Origin of the sequence: Corynebacterium rouxii, assembly GCF_902702935.1 — a bacterium.
Lineage (GTDB): Bacteria > Actinomycetota > Actinomycetes > Mycobacteriales > Mycobacteriaceae > Corynebacterium > Corynebacterium rouxii.
This window is the reverse complement of sequence record NZ_LR738855.1, coordinates 269,528-286,979: the sequence shown is the minus strand read 5'-3', so window position 1 is coordinate 286,979 and position 17,452 is coordinate 269,528. Positions and strand designations below refer to the sequence as shown.

General features: G+C 56.4%; 18 protein-coding genes, 1 tRNA gene and 1 pseudogene. 14 read left to right on the top strand and 6 right to left on the bottom strand.

Annotated elements, in window-relative coordinates; all coding sequences use genetic code 11:
- The first annotated feature begins 20 nt into the window (after positions 1-20).
- Both CIP100161_RS12480 and glxR read left to right on the top strand, forming a co-directional pair.
- A complete protein-coding gene (locus CIP100161_RS12480) occupies positions 21-95 on the top strand; it encodes a 4Fe-4S binding protein (RefSeq protein WP_390884946.1) in 75 nt (24 codons plus the stop codon).
- Positions 96-513: 418 nt separating this feature from the next.
- Positions 514-1,197: a CRP-like cAMP-activated global transcriptional regulator GlxR gene (gene glxR, locus CIP100161_RS01535; protein ID WP_155871369.1), complete on the top strand. Its 684-nt coding sequence runs from the start codon at positions 514-516 to the stop codon at positions 1,195-1,197.
- 60 nt (positions 1,198-1,257) lie between these two features.
- Here glxR and CIP100161_RS01530 read toward each other — a convergent pair whose 3' ends face one another.
- Genes CIP100161_RS01530 through CIP100161_RS01515 form a run of 4 tightly spaced genes read right to left on the bottom strand, consistent with a single transcriptional unit; the run spans position 1,258 to position 3,140 of the window.
- Positions 1,258-2,082, bottom strand: coding sequence for an MBL fold metallo-hydrolase (locus CIP100161_RS01530; protein WP_155871367.1), 825 nt, complete (start codon positions 2,080-2,082; stop codon positions 1,258-1,260).
- A gap of 48 nt (positions 2,083-2,130) precedes the next feature.
- Positions 2,131-2,595 (bottom strand): RidA family protein, encoded by a 465-nt coding sequence (locus CIP100161_RS01525; protein ID WP_155871365.1) that lies wholly within the window; start codon positions 2,593-2,595, stop codon positions 2,131-2,133.
- Position 2,596: 1 nt separating this feature from the next.
- Positions 2,597-2,752: a DUF4177 domain-containing protein gene (locus tag CIP100161_RS01520; protein WP_003850415.1), complete on the bottom strand. Its 156-nt coding sequence runs from the start codon at positions 2,750-2,752 to the stop codon at positions 2,597-2,599.
- 40 nt (positions 2,753-2,792) lie between these two features.
- Positions 2,793-3,140: a WhiB family transcriptional regulator gene (locus CIP100161_RS01515; RefSeq protein ID WP_155871364.1), complete on the bottom strand. Its 348-nt coding sequence runs from the start codon at positions 3,138-3,140 to the stop codon at positions 2,793-2,795.
- Positions 3,141-3,339: 199 nt separating this feature from the next.
- Between CIP100161_RS01515 and CIP100161_RS01510 the strand changes: the two genes are divergently transcribed.
- Complete coding sequence (locus CIP100161_RS01510) at positions 3,340-5,724, top strand: transglycosylase domain-containing protein (protein ID WP_155871362.1); 2,385 nt, start codon at positions 3,340-3,342, stop codon at positions 5,722-5,724.
- A gap of 4 nt (positions 5,725-5,728) precedes the next feature.
- Here the strand turns inward: CIP100161_RS01510 and CIP100161_RS01505 are convergent, their stop codons facing one another.
- On the bottom strand, positions 5,729-6,193 hold the full coding sequence (locus tag CIP100161_RS01505; RefSeq protein WP_155871360.1) for a GatB/YqeY domain-containing protein: 465 nt from the start codon (positions 6,191-6,193) through the stop codon (positions 5,729-5,731).
- Between the two features lie 36 nt (positions 6,194-6,229).
- Between CIP100161_RS01505 and CIP100161_RS01500 the strand changes: the two genes are divergently transcribed.
- The 3 genes and pseudogenes from CIP100161_RS01500 to CIP100161_RS01490 all read left to right on the top strand — a co-directional run bounded on the left by CIP100161_RS01500 (position 6,230) and on the right by CIP100161_RS01490 (position 8,373).
- On the top strand, positions 6,230-7,135 hold the full coding sequence (locus CIP100161_RS01500) for a metallophosphoesterase (protein WP_155871358.1): 906 nt from the start codon (positions 6,230-6,232) through the stop codon (positions 7,133-7,135).
- A 73-nt stretch (positions 7,136-7,208) separates the two neighbouring features.
- Positions 7,209-7,282 (top strand) — tRNA-Pro (locus CIP100161_RS01495).
- 210 nt (positions 7,283-7,492) lie between these two features.
- Positions 7,493-8,373 (top strand): annotated as a pseudogene (locus tag CIP100161_RS01490) (hypothetical protein).
- Positions 8,374-8,441: 68 nt separating this feature from the next.
- On the opposite strand, the gene CIP100161_RS01485 reads toward CIP100161_RS01490, so the two are convergent.
- On the bottom strand, positions 8,442-9,839 hold the full coding sequence (locus CIP100161_RS01485; protein ID WP_155871356.1) for a hypothetical protein: 1,398 nt from the start codon (positions 9,837-9,839) through the stop codon (positions 8,442-8,444).
- Positions 9,840-10,007: 168 nt separating this feature from the next.
- On the opposite strand from CIP100161_RS01485, the gene CIP100161_RS01480 reads away from it, so the two are divergent.
- The 8 genes from CIP100161_RS01480 (at position 10,008) to CIP100161_RS01445 (ending at position 17,442) form a co-directional block, all read left to right on the top strand.
- A complete protein-coding gene (locus CIP100161_RS01480; protein WP_155871354.1) occupies positions 10,008-12,920 on the top strand; it encodes a DUF4040 family protein in 2,913 nt (970 codons plus the stop codon).
- Positions 12,921-12,923: 3 nt separating this feature from the next.
- Positions 12,924-13,349, top strand: coding sequence for a cation:proton antiporter subunit C (locus CIP100161_RS01475; protein ID WP_155871352.1), 426 nt, complete (start codon positions 12,924-12,926; stop codon positions 13,347-13,349).
- Positions 13,349-14,872: a monovalent cation/H+ antiporter subunit D family protein gene (locus CIP100161_RS01470; protein ID WP_155871350.1), complete on the top strand. Its 1,524-nt coding sequence runs from the start codon at positions 13,349-13,351 to the stop codon at positions 14,870-14,872. Before CIP100161_RS01475 ends, CIP100161_RS01470 begins: the two co-directional genes overlap by 1 nt.
- A gap of 2 nt (positions 14,873-14,874) precedes the next feature.
- Positions 14,875-15,252, top strand: coding sequence for a monovalent cation/H+ antiporter subunit E (locus CIP100161_RS01465; RefSeq protein ID WP_155871348.1), 378 nt, complete (start codon positions 14,875-14,877; stop codon positions 15,250-15,252).
- The gene (locus CIP100161_RS01460) at positions 15,252-15,518 is read left to right on the top strand and encodes a hypothetical protein (protein WP_003850400.1); all 267 of its coding nucleotides are present in this window, start codon (positions 15,252-15,254) and stop codon (positions 15,516-15,518) included. Before CIP100161_RS01465 ends, CIP100161_RS01460 begins: the two co-directional genes overlap by 1 nt.
- Entirely contained in the window at positions 15,518-15,820 is a 303-nt protein-coding gene (locus CIP100161_RS01455) for a Na+/H+ antiporter subunit G (RefSeq protein WP_003850399.1), read from the top strand. The genes CIP100161_RS01460 and CIP100161_RS01455 overlap by 1 nt, the downstream gene beginning before the upstream one ends.
- 154 nt (positions 15,821-15,974) lie before the next feature.
- Positions 15,975-16,748, top strand: coding sequence for a sensor histidine kinase (locus CIP100161_RS01450; RefSeq protein WP_155871346.1), 774 nt, complete (start codon positions 15,975-15,977; stop codon positions 16,746-16,748).
- Positions 16,741-17,442, top strand: a complete 702-nt coding sequence (locus tag CIP100161_RS01445) for a response regulator transcription factor (RefSeq protein WP_014317488.1) — start codon at positions 16,741-16,743, stop codon at positions 17,440-17,442. The genes CIP100161_RS01450 and CIP100161_RS01445 overlap by 8 nt, the downstream gene beginning before the upstream one ends.
- The last annotated feature ends 10 nt before the right edge of the window (positions 17,443-17,452 follow it).

Sequence of the window (17,452 nt, the reverse complement as noted above, 5' to 3'; positions counted from 1 at the left end):
AGTTGGTAGTGCGCTAGGCTATGCCTATGATTTTTGCGCTCGTTGTTGTGGTCCCGCTTGTGTTGGGAGCTTTTTATTGTGGGTGGATCGTTTGAAAAAGGCGATCATGTCGCCGCAGGAGCCAGCTCCTCAGAAGTAGCCCGATTGGGCACCGCCTCACGTGCAGATGTGTTGGCCATCGCATTGTGCGGAAAAAGCAATATAGGACACATCATAGAAACGGCACGTTCGGGGGTAACTATGGCCACGCAAAAACTATGCACATCAAACTTTCGCATAGTTCATAGCTTTTGATTTACCCCCGCAATCCCCCCACTTCACACCGGGTGTGATAATTCAACTTGGGAGGTGCAAAAGTGACTCAACACATAGTATGGTGATCTAGGAAACAACCGAATGAGTCACAACCCACAAATCTCTCCGTTTCTACCCAAAGGGTTGAGACTCAGCTAGGCGCCGCGTTAGCTACCAGACTGGAGAGGCTGCTAGGCGGCTTATCAGAGGAGTATTGACGTGGAAGGTGTACAGGATATCCTGTCCCGCGCTGGCATTTTTCAAGGCGTAGATCCCATTGCCGTAAACAATCTGATCGAGGAGCTGGAAAGCGTCCGCTTCCCACGCGGTGCAACGATCTTCGAAGAAGGCGAGCCTGGTGACCGCCTCTACATCATCACCTCCGGCAAGGTTAAGCTGGCCCGTCACTCCATGGACGGCCGCGAGAACCTGCTCACCGTGATGGGCCCCTCCGACATGTTCGGCGAGCTCTCCATCTTCGACCCAGGCCCACGCACCTCCTCCGCCGTTTGTGTGACCGAAGTTCACGCAGCAACCATGAACTCCGAGATGCTGCGCCAGTGGATCGCTGAGCACCCAGAGATCTCCGAGCAGCTGCTGCGCGTGTTGGCTCGTCGCCTGCGCCGCACCAACAACTCCCTCGCAGACCTCATCTTCACCGACGTTCCCGGTCGCGTGGCCAAGACCCTCCTGCAGCTGGCTAACCGCTTTGGCACCCAAGAAGGCGGTGCCCTGCGAGTGAACCACGACCTCACCCAAGAAGAGATCGCCCAGCTAGTTGGCGCTAGCCGCGAAACCGTCAACAAGGCTCTGGCTACCTTCGCACACCGCAACTGGATTCGCCTTGAGGGCAAGTCCGTGCTGATTGTAGACACCGAGCACCTAGCAAAGCGCGCTCGCTAAGCCACAAAACAGCAAAAACAAAGGCAGGGGCATTGCCCCTGCCTTTCGTGTTGTGCGATTTTATTGCTGTTGTTCAAGGTAGCGCAGCGCTACTCGGGTGGACTGCTCAGCGGCACCGCGCAACACGGGGTCCACGTCGTCATAGACTGCGTCGATAAGCTCTTTGATAGGCACATCTGCGCCGCGCTGCGCAATCGCTTCCTTGATCTGCTCAAGGCGCTGCATACGTCGCTCGATATACCAGTGCGCAAAGCTTGCCACATCGTCACCATCGGGGCCATGCCCAGGCAGCAGCGGAATGCCCTTGCCGCGTTCCTCGAGCAACGCCAAGGTATTGAGGTACTGGCCAAGGTCACCATCGGTTTCGGAGATCATGGTGGTGTGGCGACCAGCGATCGTGTCACCAGTAATAATCCCCTCAAGGTTGGATTCGTGCGGAACACCACTCCACACAAAGAAACACACCGAGTCACTGGTATGCCCTGGGGTAAAGACGACTTCTAGCTGCGGGGTTACCCCGTCGATAGCAATGATCTCACCGTCGCGCAGCACATCGCCACCATGGCAATACGGCGCCTGCTGCGCTCGAACAGCAGCTCCCGTGAGTTGTCGGAAGCGCTCAGCACCATCAGCGTGGTCGTGATGACGGTGCGTCAAAAGAATAAGCCCCACGGTTTCGGCTTTACCGTGAAGGACATTGAGGTGCCCTTCATCAGCAGGCCCGGGATCGATGACAATGCTACACCGATCCCCCTCGGCTCGAACGACCCACGAGTTGGTGCCTTCAAGCGAGCTATAACCAGGATTTGGGCAAAGGACAACTCCTGCGGACGGGGTGACCGGCCGCAGCTGACTGTAAGCAGGATGCTCCATAACTTTTAGCATAGCTACTCCAGCCGGCACACACGACCGAAACCCCCACCAAATCGAAGGTTAGTTGGTTACCTCGACGATAATTTCCAGTTCAACTGGGGCATCAAGCGGCAGTTCCGCAACACCGACGGCGCTACGGGCATGCGCGCCGGCCTCGCCAAAGATCTCACCAATGAGGTTGGATGCGCCGTTCACAACTGCTGGCTGGCCGCCAAAATCAGTAGCGGAGGCGACAAAGCCGGTGACTTTGATCACGCGCGTGACGTTATCGATGCCGACGAGTGCATCAACGGCAGCAAGCGCATTGAGTGCCGCGGTGCGCGCATAGGATTCCGCCTGCTCAGCGGTAACGGTCGCGCCCACTTTACCGGTTGCTGGCAGCTGGCCATCAATAAAGGGCAGCTGGCCGGATGTCCACACTTGGTTTCCCACCTTGACGGCAGGAACGTATGCCGCGACGGGAGCGGCAACGGAAGGCAGCGTGATGTTAAGCTCTGCGAGTTTTTCGCTTATCGACGCCCCCATGTTATTCCACCGGGCGCTTCATGTAGGCGACAACGTTTTCAGGGTTCGGGCCTGGTACAACGCTGACGAGCTCCCAGCCGTCTTCGCCCCAAGTATCCAGAATCTGTTTGGTTGCGTGCGTCAACAGTGGCACGGTCGAGTATTCCCATTTAGTCATGCATGCTACTGTACCGAAATCTTGTGAGCGCACATACGCCCTACATGCCGAGAAGTTCGCCACCTTGAGCGAAGAACTGCTCCCAGCTGTCCACGTGTGGATTCTTGCGCAAAATGGCACGACGCTGACGTTCGGTCAGGCCACCCCACACACCGAACTCGACCTTATTATCTAGAGCATCCGCGCGGCACTGAATCATCACAGGACACTGGCAGCAAATAGCTGCTGCGCGACGCTGCGCTGCGCCACGCACAAAGAGGGCGTCAGGATCGCCATCGCGACAGCTTGCTTGCATTACCCAGTCGTTTCGATTTCCGTTCCCATACTCTCCCTGTTGAGCATCTTGAAAGGGGTTTTTCTTACCTGTGCTCATCAACGAAGCCGTCATGATGAACTCCTCCTGACATTAATTAGGAACCGACTGAGAGCCATATCAGCATGGCTTTCTACATCGCCTTGCGATGTGCACAATAACTACAGCTGTTAGTGTATTCACAGTAAACCTTCTAAGTCGAATGAGTCACACTTTGAGGGGAGTTTTCCGCTTCCCCCCACGGGCAGTCCTTAGCTAGGGTAAGGGGGTGTCAATGTGGAATTCCCTGAAAGATATCGTCCTAGCAACGGTTGCCGGCGGCGTAGTGTGCGCACTCGCGCTTACCCCTGTGGCAGCCATTGCGGGCGTGGCCGTCGACCGTACAAACGACACAATGCAGTCCAACCTCCAAGACCTCACGGACGGTTCTGCACCTGGCGTTTCTACGATTTTAGACAACCGCAACAACCCCATCGCATGGGTGTATAAGCAGCGCAGGTTCGACGTCCCCTCCGAAGCCATCCCACAATCCATGAAAGACGCCATCGTCTCCATCGAGGATCGCCGCTTCTACGAGCACAAAGGTGTGGACATCCAGGGCAACCTCCGCGCCATTGTGACCAATATCTTCGCCGGTGGTGTGGCGCAGGGTGCCTCCACCATCGACCAGCAGTACGTGAAGAACTTCCTTCTCTTGGTCAAATCCGATAACCCCGAGGAGCAGGCAGCCGCAACGGAGACGTCGATTCCCCGCAAGCTGCGCGAAATGCGCATGGCGAGCACCATTGATTCCACATTAAGCAAAGACGACATCCTCACCCGCTACCTCAACCTCGTCCACCTCGGCAACGGTGCCTTCGGCGTCGAGGCCGCAGCCCGAACCTACTTTGGCAAAGGTGCACCAGAGCTCAGCCTTGCACAGTCGGCCATGTTCGCAGGCATTGTGCAGTCCTCGTCCTACTTGGATCCCTACACCAACCCCGACGCGGTGATGGATCGACGCAACGTAGTGCTCGATACTATGGCGACCAACGGCTACGCCACCCCCGAGGATGTCGCAGCAGCCAAAGCTGAACCCCTCGGCGTACTCGAGCAACCCCAGGGGCTCCCCAATGGCTGTATCACTGCTGGCGACAACGGATTCTTCTGCGACTACGTGCTGAAATACCTGAGCGAAAAAGGCTTGAGCACCGACCAGCTCACACAAGGGTCCTACACCATCAAGACCACGTTGGACCCCGATGTACAGCAGGCCGCGCACGCCGCCGCAGCAGGTCAGGTCAATTCGCACACCTTCGGTGTTGCCAATGTGATGAACATCGTCGAACCTGGAAAAGACAGTCGTAAGATCCTCGCGATGACGTCGTCACGCGACTACGGCCTCGACCTCGACGCCGGCCAAACCGTCCTTCCGCAACCCACCTCCCTAGTAGGCAACGGTGCTGGCTCAGTGTTCAAGATCTTTACCGCCGCGGTCGCCCTCCAGCAGGGCTACGGTCTGGACACCCAACTCCAAGTTCCACCACGCTACGAGGCCAAAGGCATGGGCGACGGCGGTGCCGAGGGCTGCGGCGCCGGCACCTACTGTGTAGAAAACTCCGGCAGCTACGCACCACAAATGTCGCTACGCGACGCCCTCGCGTTCTCCCCGAACACACCATTCGTCCAAATGATTGAGAAAGTCGGCGTTAAAGACGTAGTAGACACTTCCGTCAAACTCGGACTACGCAGCTACGCCAACCCCGGCACCTTCAACGAAGACAACTCGATCGCCGACTACGTCAAAGAGCACAACCTCGGCTCCTATACCCTTGGCCCCACCGCCGTCAATCCCCTCGAGCTGTCCAACGTCGCAGCCTCCCTCGCCTCCGATGGCATGTGGTGCGAACCAAGCCCCATCGCCACCGTAACCGACGCCAAAGGCAACGAGGTATTCCTCGACCGTCCTGCCTGCGAACAAGCCGTTGACCCAGAAATCGCCAAAGCACTCAGCGCAGGGCTAAGCCAAGACACCATCAAAGGAACCGGCGCACAAGCTGCCAAATCACTAGGATTTAGCGCCCCCACAGCGGCAAAAACCGGCACCACCGAATCGCACTCCTCTGCTGCCTTCCTTGGATTTAACTCCAACTTCGCTGCAGCGTCCTACATCTACAACGACGGCACCACCGTCACCCCACTGTGCACCTCCCCTGTCGTACAGTGCGGCGACGGCACCCTCTTCGGTGGCGACGAGCCCGCACGCACATGGTTCGCCGCAGCACAAAACTCCGGCCTCGCTGCCAGCGGAAACCTGCCAAGCTACGACCCCAAGTTCAACCGAGGTGTCTCGGGATCCTTCGGCACCGCCTATGTCGGACGCGAAGGCGAATCAGTGCGCAAAGAACTCAGCGCCAAAGGCTATAAAGTCACCATGACCTCCGCCCCAGGAGACGGCATCCCCAAAGGCTCCGTGGTCAACGTGATCGCCCCCGTCCCCCTCAAACCAGGCGGCACGATCGAACTTTTCATTTCCGACGGCACCCGCCCGCGTATCACGACCCCATCAACAACTCGACGCCCCAACCCCACCGAGGAGATCGTCCCAGGAACCGGGGTGAGCCAGAACGACCTTGACGATCTAGCTCACCAGCTCCAACAGCTCCTGCCTAGTTTCTAACAGATTAGGCAAGCGCCGCACGAACAGCCGTGGATAGGCGCTTGCCATCAGCACGACCTGCAGCCTGCGCAGTGGCCAGCTTCATGACCTGGCCCATCTGCTTCATGGAAACATCCTCACCGAGCTCTGCCTTTACCTGAGCAACGGCCTCGGCAACCAGCGCCGCCAATTCGTCGTCGTCAAGCTGCTGTGGCTGGTACTCAGCCAAAATGTTCGCCTCATTCGTCTCAGCGTCCGCCAACTCCAAACGCCCAGCCTCCGCATACACCTCCGCAGACTCACGACGCTTCTTAATCTCGCGAGCAATAACCTTGAGCACATCCTCATCAGTCAGCTCATGCTTAGAACCAGACGTCTCCTCCGTCTGAATCGCAGCCAACAACATACGCAACGTACCCGTGCGTTCCTTCTCACGAGCCTTCATAGCCGTGGTCAGATCCGCCCTAATTTTGTTTTTCAATTCGCTCATGGTTGCCCAGCCTACTCGGAAGGTAGAGTGATATGGGTGCGACTTTTAAAAACACTGCTAGGACTCACCGCAGCTACCGCCGCCGCCGGAGCAGCAACGTTTGCGTGGGGCTACCGCGAATGCTCCAACTTTGAGCTCAAAACCATCGACCTGCCCATCTTGGAACCAGGAATTCTGCGCGGCAACCCCCACTTCGACATCCTGCATATCTCCGACCTGCACATGGTGCCCAACCAAACAGCCAAGCAACGCTGGATCGCACAACTCGACAAGCTCAACCCCGACCTAGTAGTCAACACCGGCGACAACCTTAGCGACGCCAAAGCCGTCCCCGCCGTCATGCAAGCACTCTCACCACTGCTCAAACGGCCAGGAGTGTTCGTCTTTGGCACCAACGACTACTTTGCACCCCGCATGGTCAACCCATTCGTCTACCTCCTCGGTAAAAAACGCACCCCAAGCCGCGTAGAACTCCCATGGAAAGGCATGCGCGCAGCGTTCATCGAACACGGCTGGCGCGACGCTAACCAACAGCGCCACGAATTCAAAGTGGACTTCCTACGCCTAGCCATCACGGGTGTCGACGACCCCCACCACGACCTCGACGACTACGACGACATCGCAGGCGCCCCCAACCCCGATGCAGATCTCAGCATCGCGCTCACCCACTCCCCTGAGCCACGCGTATTAAAGAAGTTTGAGCAAGACGGATACATGCTCTCACTATCTGGCCACACCCACGGCGGCCAGATCTGCCTACCTGGTTCACGAGCCCTCGTCACCAACTGCGGTATCGACCGCCCGCGTGTCCAAGGACTCCACCGCTTTGGTTCCATGTGGATGCACGTTTCCAATGGGCTGGGGACCTCCAAGTTTGCGCCAGTGCGGATTTTCTGCAAGCCATCAGCCACCCTAATCCGTGTGACAGAAAGAACTCTATAACCCCTGTTCACTAGGGTTTTTGAACTTGCTACGTCAAAGGACTACAGTTGGTCAAAGACACGCCAAGTGCCCTCGGGATATGGCGCAGCTTGGTAGCGCGCCTCGTTCGGGACGAGGAGGTCGCAGGTTCAAATCCTGTTATCCCGACTCGCTAAATTAACCGGTGTTCTCAGCTGAGAGCACCGGTTAATTTTGTCTTTCTATGCCCCCACCGCCCCGCCTCCTCGAACTCAAGAACGCAAAAACCGCAGGAGGCGATTTTCTCGCCAAAATGCCGCGCTTGGGTTTTTGTGTTCTTGAGTTCGAGGTCGCGAATTTGTGGTGGCAAAAACACCAGTCTGCCATTAGCGTGTAGGTATGAACGTCTGGGGGGACAAAATTCGGATTGTCGATACGCTGCGTATGTCGCATACCGAGTACGCACACTGGATCAAGAATCAACAACATAAACACTTCAATATTCATGCTGAATTTTGGGCAGATTTGGAGGAATGGGAAGCACTCAATCCGTGGACTCGTGATTGGGCACGAATTCTGGCCGTCGGCAAGCGAGCGCGTACTGGCGTGATTTGTGGCCGGTCTGCAGTCCGCCTGTGGAGACTAGAAATTCTAGGTTATGAAGAACCCGTGGTCGTGGGGCTACCGGACGCAAAAACTGCTCCACGAAACACAAAGAGATGGATTCATTATCGCTCTGCGCGAATCCCGTCGAACAAAATCACGGAACATAAGGGGATTCGCTTCACCACAATGGAACGCTCTGTAGGAGATCTCTGCCGATGGGGAACTTTCGCAGAGGGACTTGTCGCTGTGGAATCCTATTTGCGTCAAGAAGATGCCCAGCCATTTTTGTTGGAACAGGAACTGGAAGAGTTTGGACGAATTCCAGGGGTACGTAAATTCCGACGGGTGCTGCACGTGGCTGATTTCAAGTCTGAAAGTGTCGCCGAGTCATGGGCAAAGGCGCAACTCATCGAAGCAAATATCGCGTTCGAGCAGCAGGTGCAGATCAATAATCGACGCGTTGACTTTCTCATCGGAAGGGTGGTCGTGGAGACATCAAGTTCCTCGATGATGAACCGAGAGCAGTGCTCAAAGAGCGAAAACGCGACCGTGAGCTTCAAAATGCCGGCTATGTGGTGGCGCATTTTGACTGGGAGGCACTGAACTCGGGGACTTTCATTCCCGCGCTTCTCCGCCTCCTCGAATCCACGAACGCGAAAACCCAAGGAGGCTGATCTCACCCACAACAGCTCTTCCTTGGGTTTTCGCGTTCTTGAAGTCAAGGTCGCGAAAAGTTACAACGTTACTCCGCCGATGGCAGCGTTTGCTCCTCTTTTTTGCGCAGGATCATCACGCCGGCTGCCGCGCACACTGCACACGCTGCGGTCACGCCCACGCCGAGTGTTGTGGTCGTGGTATCGCCAGCGTTACCGATGGAGCTGAGCGCCAAGGTGGGATAGTGCAGCGGCATGAAGTTGACCAGTGCTTTTGCGGCGCTGCTCAAGGCGGAGTTGGCGGCGGTGTTCCATACGAAACCAACGACTGCGACTTGGGTAATGGTCACAAGGGCGCTGAGGCCACGGCCGGTGCGCTCCCCGAAGATTCTGGCCAAAAGGGTGCCGAGCAGTGCTGCTCCGGCAACGGCGAGGGCGCTAACACCGGCGGCGGCAGCGGCCACTCCTGCGGTGATTTCGGTTCCTAGTAGGTAGACCAGTCCGCCGCCGAGAAGTGTGAGGGTGATAAAGGCGATGGTTCCCCAGATGCGGTCGCGAAGGTAGGCGGTGGCTGCGAGCATGAGTCCTGCTGCGATCAGGAATGCGTACAGGGGTGCAAGCGTGCGGGTGACGCCTTGTTCTTGCGCTTCGGGGGTGCCGGCTTTGGTGATGGGGAGTGCGCGTTGGATGTTGCCTACGCGGGTTTGGTTTTCTTTGGCCATGGCGTCGATTTTTTTGGCGCCGTTGTCTAGGTCGCGGACACCGGTCAGTGCTTGGTCTACGCCGCCGGAGAGGTCGTTCAGTCCTGCTGAGAGGTCTTTTGAGCCTTTGGTGGCGGAGTAGATTCCGTCGTGAAAGCCGTAGCCAGGTACGGCTAGTTGGTTGGCGAGTTCGCGGGAGCCGTCGCGAAGCTTGTTCATTTGGCTGGTGATGTTGTCGTCGACTTTGAAGGTTTCTACTTGGCGTTTGAAGTTTTCGAGGTCGGGTTTGACGTCGGCGAGTTTGGGGTCGCTCATGGCGAGGTTGATGGCGGTGAGTAGTTGTCCGCGGATGATTTCGACGTTTTGGAATTGTCCGACTGCTTGGTCGATTCCGTTGGCGATTTCGGTGGCGCCGTTGCCCATTTGTCCGGTGGCTGCTTGGAGTTTGACCATGCCGTCGGCGAGTTGGGCTGCGCCGTTTTGGGCGGCTTTGGTGCCGTCGGCGAGTTGGGCTGCGCCGGTGTTCAGGGCGGTGGTGCCGTCGACAAGCTGGGTGGTGCCGTTTTTGAGGAGGCTGGCTTGGGATCCTGCTTCGCCGGCTGCGCGTCGAATGCCTACGAGTGAGGGGTCCTCTTGGACTGCGGGGGCTCCTTGTTGGGTTTCTTGTGCTGCGGACCAAGTGGCCGCGGGGTCTACGTCTTGTGTTGTGGCGTAGACGGTGCCGGCAATGAGCGGCACGAAAAAGAGGGCTCCTGCGAGGACTCGTCGGACAATTTTTCGGCTCATAGTTGTCCAACTTAATTAATAGGAATAGGTCTGTTGTTTTTGACTCACCGAAAGCCTGTTAAAGTTTTTCGACCATTAAGTTCACGCTCAACACTGGTAACGTTGGCAACGTTGACTATCTTTAGTCAGAACTGTATGTTTCCCCGAATCCTTGGGTGTGAGTAATCTGTGACCCTGATAATTGTTCTCGCGCTGGCGGCCTGTGCGGTTGCGCTTGCGCCTGTTACAGTTCGGATTTGCGACCGAAAGGCGGGGTGGCCTCTGGCGGCCTTGTTTGTGGTCGCCGCCGTTCTGCTATGTAAAGAGCTGCCTGGCATTATTGCTGGAACCCCTTTGACGTTGGAATATACGTGGGTTCCGGATTTTGTGGGCGATGGCGTTGATGTGTCGTTCGCATTGCGTGCCGACGCCCTCAGCTCGCTTTTTGCACTGTTGGCTCTGGGCATCGGCTCTGTCGTTTTTGCCTATTCCGCTTCTTATCTACATAACAATGCGGGCAATACGAGCTTTTATACGATTATGACGGCGTTTATGGCGTCGATCCTGTTGCTCGTTTTTGCTAATGATGCTGTGCTGTTGTTTATCGCGTGGGAGCTGGTGTCTCTTGCGTCGTTTATGTTGATCGCGCGTTCGGGCGGCAAGGGTGGCGAGCTGGGTTCGCAGCGCACGCTGATCTTGACGTTCATCGGTGGCCTGACCTTGCTGGTTGCTATGGCGATTGCGTCGAATCAGGCGGGCAGCACCAATATTGATGCAATTATCCATGCTGGTTTCTGGATGGAAAAGCCTGCGTTGACCGGTGTGGTTGCTGTGTTGGTAGCGGTGTCTGCGTTTACTAAGTCGGCGCAGTTCCCGTTCCATTTCTGGCTTCCGGAGGCTATGGCTGCTGCTACCCCAGTGTCTGCGTTCTTGCATGCGGCTGCTGTGGTGAAGGCTGGCATTTATGTGCTGTTGCGTTTCAGTGCGGTGTTTAGCGATGTGGCGGTGTGGAACTGGTTGCTCATTGTGGTGGGTATGTTCACGGCTGTGATGGCGTCGTTCTTTGCTATCCAGAAGACAGATATGAAAAAGCTCACGGCGTATTCGACGGTGTCGCATTTGGGTTGGATTGTGGCCACTATTGGTGTGGGTACTCCGTTCGCGTTGGCGGCTGCTGTGGTGCATACGTTGGCGCATGCGTTGTTTAAGTCGTCGTTGTTTATGCTGGTTGGCGTGGTGGATCATCAGGCTGGCACGCGTGATTTGACTCGTTTGGGCTCGTCGTGGCGCCAGCTGCCGTTTACGTTTGGTGCGATGACGATTGCTGCGGCTTCTATGGCTGCAGTTCCACCGTTGTTCGGTTTTGTGTCGAAGGAGGGCATGCTGGAGGCGTTCTTGCATGCTCCGATCGGCAACGCTGGCGTTGTGGTGCTGATGGTCGCGGCGGGTGTGGGCGCGTTGTTTACTTTTACGTATTCGGTGCGTTTGGTGGTCGATGGCTTTATCGACGGTTCCCGTGAGATGTCGGATTGCAAGGAGGCTCCGGTGTCGTTGTGGCTGCCGGCTGCGCTTCCTGGTGTGTTGTCTATTCCGGCTGCGCTGTTTGTGAGCCGGTTGGATGCTCCGGTTTCTGCTGCGGTAAGTGAGGTTGCGGAGGATCCGCATACTCATTTGGCGGTCTGGCATGGGGTGACCATTCCGTTTGTTATCTCGATGTTGGTGCTGGTCTTTGGTGTGCTTGGTGTGGTCAAGCGCCAGTGGATCTGGGCTTCGTTGGCTGATCGCAAGCTTGCGCCTCGTAGTGGTAATGAGTTGTTGAACTTGTCGGTTCGTGGCATTGCTGTGTTTGGCCGTTGTGTGGGTTCGATGGCTGATTCGCTGAGCCCGACGCGTCACTTGGCGTACATGTTTATGTTGCTGGTGGTGCTGGGCGGCACTGTGACGGTTGAGGGTCTTGTTTCTGGCGGTATTGATGGGGTGCCGTTGGCACCGCGTATCGACGGAGCCGATCGCTGGGCTGATGCATTGCCGCTGGCGATTGTTGTGTTGGCTTCGGCGTTGTTGTTGCGTACGAAACGTCGTTTGACTGCGGTGATCATGATTGGTGTGGTCGGCGTTGGTGTGACGGTTCAGATGTTGATGTTGGGCTCGCCTGATGTTGCGTTGACGCAGTTCATGGTGGAGGCGTTGACGGTGGTCATCATGATGATGGTGATTCGCCAGCAGCCGGATAATTTCCATCCTGGTAAGGGACGTCGTAAGGCTTTTGCCGCGGTGATGGCTGTGGCTGTCGGCGTGGTGACGTTCTTGATGTGCTGGTTCGTGTTGGGTCGCCGTGAGCGCCCTGAGTTGGCGATCTGGTACTTGAACAATGGCCCTGACATTACTGGTGGCGATAACGTTGTGAACACCATTTTGGTGGAGTTCCGTGCCTTCGATACGATGGGCGAACTGTCGGTGCTGGGTATGGCCGCTGTGGTGATCGCTGCGGTAGTGACGTCGATGCCACGTTATCCGTTTGCGCATGGCACTCACCCAGCTCCGTTTGGTTTGTCGCATGTGAACTCGATTCCGTTGCGCCAGCTGCTGCGTGTACTCATCCCGATTTTGGGTATTTTGAGCTTTGCTATTTTCATGCGTGGTCACAATGCTCCTGGTGGCGGCTTTATCGCGGCGCTGGTGGCCGGTGGCGCTCTAATGCTCAGCTACCTATCCCACGCCCGTGACCAGCATATTTTCACTTTTAAGACGCCTATTTATCTGACGTCGATTGGTATTATTTTGGCGCTGGTGTCTGGTTTCTTGGGTCTTACCCACGGTTCGTTCCTCTACGCTTTGCATGGCCATTGGGCTGGCGAGCACTGGACCACGGCGATGATCTTCGACCTCGGAGTGTATCTAGCGGTGCTGGGCATGTTGTCGATGGCGATTAATGCGTTAGGCAGCTATTTGCGCCCTGGTATGGATTATGAGCGCTTGAACTTTACTCGCGACGAGTCCCCGCTGGTCTCCCCTGCCAAGGTGGAGGCTCAGGCTGACGACGATCTCGATTGGCCTGAAACTAAATCCTCAGCACAAGCCGCGCAGCCGAAGGAGGCCTAAACCATGATTCTTTCTCTTTCTATTGCCGTCCTTGCCGCCGCCGGCACCTACATGGTGTTGCAGCGCGGTATGTTGCGCATCGTGATTGGTATGACACTGATTAGCCATGCCGTGAACTTGATCATTTTGAACACTGGTGTTCCTAAGTGGCGTGGCGAGGCATTCCCTTCCCTTACCGATATCAGCGAATCTTCGGACCCAGTGCCGCAGGCATTCGTGCTGACGGCCATCGTGATCGCTATGGCAACGACCACGTATATGCTCACGCTTTCGGGCTTGGGGCGTTCCGACGATACCCTCGCAGAGGAAGTCGCCGACGAAACCTCACCGCTACAGACTCTCGGCCGCTCGACGACGAATGCCGAGGCTGTGGAGGATCTGGAGCATGCTGCTAAGCGGGCTGCAACCCGCCAGGAGGAGACGCACTAATGGATTATGTACTTCCACTTTTTGTGGGCCTCCCACTGCTCACAGTAGCGCTCACCGTGATGGCTCCGTGGCGCGTTGTACGTGACAGCTTCGCCGTTGTGGTGCCGGTACTAACAGGTCTTGCAGGTGCGTGGTTGTTTGCTTACACCGCGACACATGGCACCATTGCGCACTCGATTGGTTTGTACGTCGGTGGTGTGGCTATCCCGTTTGTTGCTGACCAATTCAGTGCCATCATGATCGTGACTACTTCGATCGTGGCATTTGCTTCCAACTGGTTCGCGGTGGCTGTGGGCGAGACTCGTGCTCGCTTCTATGCTCCGCTGTCGCTGATGCTGCTGACCGGTGTGATGGGCGCTTTGCTCACCGCTGATTTATTTAACTTCTTTGTGTTCATTGAGGTCATGCTGTTGCCTTCTTATGGCTTAATGGCTATGACGGGCACGTGGGCACGTTTGTCGGCTGGACGGACGTTCGTGCTGGTCAACTTGGCTACGTCGACAATTCTGGTCATGGCGGTGTCGGTGCTGTATGGCACTGTGGGTGCTGTCAACATTGCGGCGCTTGCGGGGGCAGCTCGCGGCAATGGTCCGGTGTCTGTGGTGATGGGCATTGTGGTCATCGCGCTGATCGTCAAAGCCGGTGTGTTCCCTGTTCACACGTGGTTGCCACGTTCGTACCCGGCGACGTCAGCAAGCGTGATGGGGCTGTTCTCTGGCCTGCACACCAAGGTGGCCGTGTACATGCTGTTCCGCATCTACGTGGTGATTTTCGACCTCGAGCAGCGCTGGATCTGGCTGATCACCGTGATCTGCATTTTGTCTATGATGGTGGGCGCTTTTGCTGGTTTGGCTGAAAACTCGATGCGTCGCGTTCTGGCCTACCAGATGGTCAATGGCATGCCGTTCATCTTGGTCATGCTGGCGTTTACCTCCGGCAACGAACAGGCTGCCTTGGCTGCCGGCATCTTCTACGCCCTGCACCACATGATTACTGTTGGTTCGTTGATCTTGAGTGTCGGCGCTATCGAAGAAACCTACGGCACTGACCTCCTCTCCAAACTCACCGGCATTGCCCGGCGCGACCCCTGGGTTGCTGCTGTGTTCGTGGTCGGCGCGTTCTCCGTGGTTGGTTTCCCACCATTTTCTGGTCTCTGGGGCAAAGTGTTCATCGTGGTCGGCGTGGCTCATCAGGCTACGTGGCAGGCCTGGTTGGTAATCGCCGTGATTGTGATTGCGAGCTTTGGTGCGTTCTTGTCCATGCTGCGGTTGTGGCGTGAGGTGTTCTGGGGCGCAGTGATGAACCGTGAGCGTGTCCCGGAGTCGATGCGGGTGCCGTGGCATCGCTTGGCTCCTGCGGCGGTGCTAGCGGTTACGTCGTTAGCTATGTTCGTGTTCGCGGGTCCTTTGGTGGGCGCTACGCGTGCGGCTGCTGACGGTTTGCTGAATGTTCCGGCTTACACCCAGGCGGTCTTGGGGGATAACCCTATTGGCCTTGCCACTGATCTTCAGGGAGGCAAATAATTATGCATGCTCCATTATATGTTTTGTGGCTGATTGGCCAGATCTTCGTGGCCACTGGTGTGCTGATTAAAGACATGCTCCATGGTTACAAGAGCATGGAGCCGTGTGTGGTGTATTACCCGCTGCGGGTGACCAAGGAGTGGCAGATCACGGCGCTGGCGGCGTCGATCACGATTACGCCTGGCACGATGTCGATTGGTTTGCGTGAAGACGGCACCTTGTTGGTACATGCGGTGTATGGCCATAATCCTGCGGATGTGTTGGCGGATATCGCCACGATGGAGGAGCATTTGGCACCTTCGGTCAAGGACATTCCTCATAAGGTGGCCAATGTTCGCATTGAGCACCCTGCGCATCTTGCTATTCGGAAGGAGCAGTAATGCTTGAGATTTCGATTTACATCGGCTTGGCGCTTACTGCTGCGTCACTGCTGTCGGCTATTGTGCTGATGCTCAAGACCAAAGATGAGCTCACTCGCGCTGTCATTTCCGATATGTGTTTTTATGGCATGATCGCGTTCTACTTGATTTGGTCGCTGCGTAACCCCACCTCCATTGCGTACGAGGTTGTGCTGCTGGCTGGTCTTGTGGGCGGCGCATTGCCGACGATGTCTGTTGCGCGCATTATCTCGAAAGGACGCCGCTAATGTTGTACGACTCCATTGCCTCTGTCTTGATCATCATCGCAGGACTGTTGTTCGTGGTCAGCGCTACTGCCCTGTGGCATGCTCCTGATGCGTTGACGAGAGCGAATCTGCTCGGACCTGCGACGAGTGTAGCGCTTCCTCTAATCGTGATTGCTACTTTGGTGCACGATATTGGTGCTGGCAGCTTTGAGATCAACCACTTGGTGCGTGCGATCGTAGCGATCGTAGCGTTGTGGGTGGTGCTGGCGGTTGCCAGCTTTGTGATGGGCCGTGCGCTGCATGAGGTTTCTCAGGAGCCGTAGGTAGCGGTCCAGCAACCGCCCGTCGTGAGCAATTTTTGTACCCTAAGCCTGCAAAACCGCAGGAGGCTTTTCTCAAGATCTGTCTTAAGGTACAAAAATTGCTCATTTCCTTTAACCAAAACATTTCGGGTGGGCCACGGTAGGGTTATCTAATATGTTTGCTGCTCTGGTTCTCACAGCGTGTGGGTCGGCGTGCGCTGCGTCGTTGGTTACGGCTGTGGTGATACGCCGGCATGTTCGTGGTCAGGGGGCAGCGATAACGGATGAGCAGATTTTGGCTCATGAGATCCGCACTCCGTTGTCGCTGATTAAAGGGGCGGCAGAGTTGTTGGGCCAAGAGGCTGATCCGCAAAAGTGTGAGAGGCTTGTGGCTACTATTGGGGCAAATTCAACGCGTGCGATTGAGGTTGCGGAATCGTTTTTGTTGCAGGCGAAGCTTAATAGCGGCTCGGTGAAGTTGCAGGTGTCGCAGTGCGATGTGCGGGGGCTGGTGCGTAGTACTGCGCAGGAGCTGCGGGCCATGAGCGAGGTACCGATTGTGGTGGATGATCCTGGTGATCCGTTGATGATTGATGGAGATGCGCAGTTGTTGCGGCATGCGTTGTGGAATGTGCTGAATAATGCTGCGCGTTATGCGGGCTCGGATAGCGACATTGTTGTGGGGGTTGAGGAGAGCGCTACTGGGGTGATTGTGACGGTGGCGGATTATGGCCCGGGGATGACGTCGCGTCAGCGTCGGGATATGTTTGTACCCTTTGCCCAGTTCAGCCAGGCTCAGAGCACAACTGCTGTTCCTTCTGGTGCGGGGTTGGGGATGGCGATCACACAGAAGATTGTGCAGTTGCATCGGGGTTCGGTGTTGGTGGATTCTATTGCGGATCATGGCACGTCGGTGTTGATTACTCTTCCTAGGACTTACTATGCATAGGCTTCGTGTTCTTGTTGTTGATGATGAGCCGCAGATGGTTCAGATTATTTCTTATGCCTTGGAGTTGGAGGGCTGGGAGGTGCTGTCGGCTTCCTCAGCGCAGCGGGGGTGGCAGTTACTCAACGAGTATCGGTGTGATTTGGTGATTTTGGATGTGATGCTTCCTGACGCTTCGGGGTATGCGTTGTGCGAGCGGATTCGTGCTGCTGGACATGTTGCTGCGACTCCGGTGATTATGTTGACTGCGCTTGGTGATACGGATAATCGGGTGGAGGGGCTTGAGGCGGGCGCGGATGATTATGTGGCTAAGCCGTTTTCGCCGAAGGAGTTGGTGTTGCGGGCGCAGGCGGTGGTGCGTCGTAGTGGTGGGGTTGTGCAGCCGGAGTTGCGGGAGATTGTTGTGGGTGAGGTGTCGGTGAATCCGGCGACGCATGCGGTGGTGATTGGTGGCCGTAGGGTGGATACGACTGCTACGGAGGGGAAGCTGTTGCAGGCGTTGGTTTCACACCCGAATGAGGTGGTTAGTGTGAAGCGTTTGTTGAATGAGGTGTGGGATACGACGGCGACTCAGGGTGGCCGAAATATGGTGAAGTCGACGGCGTATCGCTTGCGCAAGAAGTTAGAAAATGCGGGGTTACCTGCTGATTCTATCCTTGCGGTGCGGGGTCAGGGGTACGTCTTTCAGTACGAGTGATTCCCCTCAA

Excerpts from the sequence above, each read along its gene's own strand:
- CIP100161_RS01530 (WP_155871367.1), bottom strand. The coding sequence starts at position 2,082 with ATGCTAAAAGTTATGGAGCATCCTGCTTACAGTCAGCTGCGGCCGGTC.
- CIP100161_RS01525 (WP_155871365.1), bottom strand. The coding sequence starts at position 2,595 with ATGGGGGCGTCGATAAGCGAAAAACTCGCAGAGCTTAACATCACGCTG.
- CIP100161_RS01520 (WP_003850415.1), bottom strand. The coding sequence starts at position 2,752 with ATGACTAAATGGGAATACTCGACCGTGCCACTGTTGACGCACGCAACC.
- CIP100161_RS01515 (WP_155871364.1), bottom strand. The coding sequence starts at position 3,140 with ATGACGGCTTCGTTGATGAGCACAGGTAAGAAAAACCCCTTTCAAGAT.
- CIP100161_RS01510 (WP_155871362.1), top strand. The coding sequence starts at position 3,340 with ATGTGGAATTCCCTGAAAGATATCGTCCTAGCAACGGTTGCCGGCGGC.
- CIP100161_RS01505 (WP_155871360.1), bottom strand. The coding sequence starts at position 6,193 with ATGAGCGAATTGAAAAACAAAATTAGGGCGGATCTGACCACGGCTATG.
- CIP100161_RS01485 (WP_155871356.1), bottom strand. The coding sequence starts at position 9,839 with ATGAGCCGAAAAATTGTCCGACGAGTCCTCGCAGGAGCCCTCTTTTTC.
- CIP100161_RS01475 (WP_155871352.1), top strand. The coding sequence starts at position 12,924 with ATGATTCTTTCTCTTTCTATTGCCGTCCTTGCCGCCGCCGGCACCTAC.
- CIP100161_RS01470 (WP_155871350.1), top strand. The coding sequence starts at position 13,349 with ATGGATTATGTACTTCCACTTTTTGTGGGCCTCCCACTGCTCACAGTA.
- CIP100161_RS01465 (WP_155871348.1), top strand. The coding sequence starts at position 14,875 with ATGCATGCTCCATTATATGTTTTGTGGCTGATTGGCCAGATCTTCGTG.
- CIP100161_RS01460 (WP_003850400.1), top strand. The coding sequence starts at position 15,252 with ATGCTTGAGATTTCGATTTACATCGGCTTGGCGCTTACTGCTGCGTCA.
- CIP100161_RS01455 (WP_003850399.1), top strand. The coding sequence starts at position 15,518 with ATGTTGTACGACTCCATTGCCTCTGTCTTGATCATCATCGCAGGACTG.
- CIP100161_RS01450 (WP_155871346.1), top strand. The coding sequence starts at position 15,975 with ATGTTTGCTGCTCTGGTTCTCACAGCGTGTGGGTCGGCGTGCGCTGCG.
- CIP100161_RS01445 (WP_014317488.1), top strand. The coding sequence starts at position 16,741 with ATGCATAGGCTTCGTGTTCTTGTTGTTGATGATGAGCCGCAGATGGTT.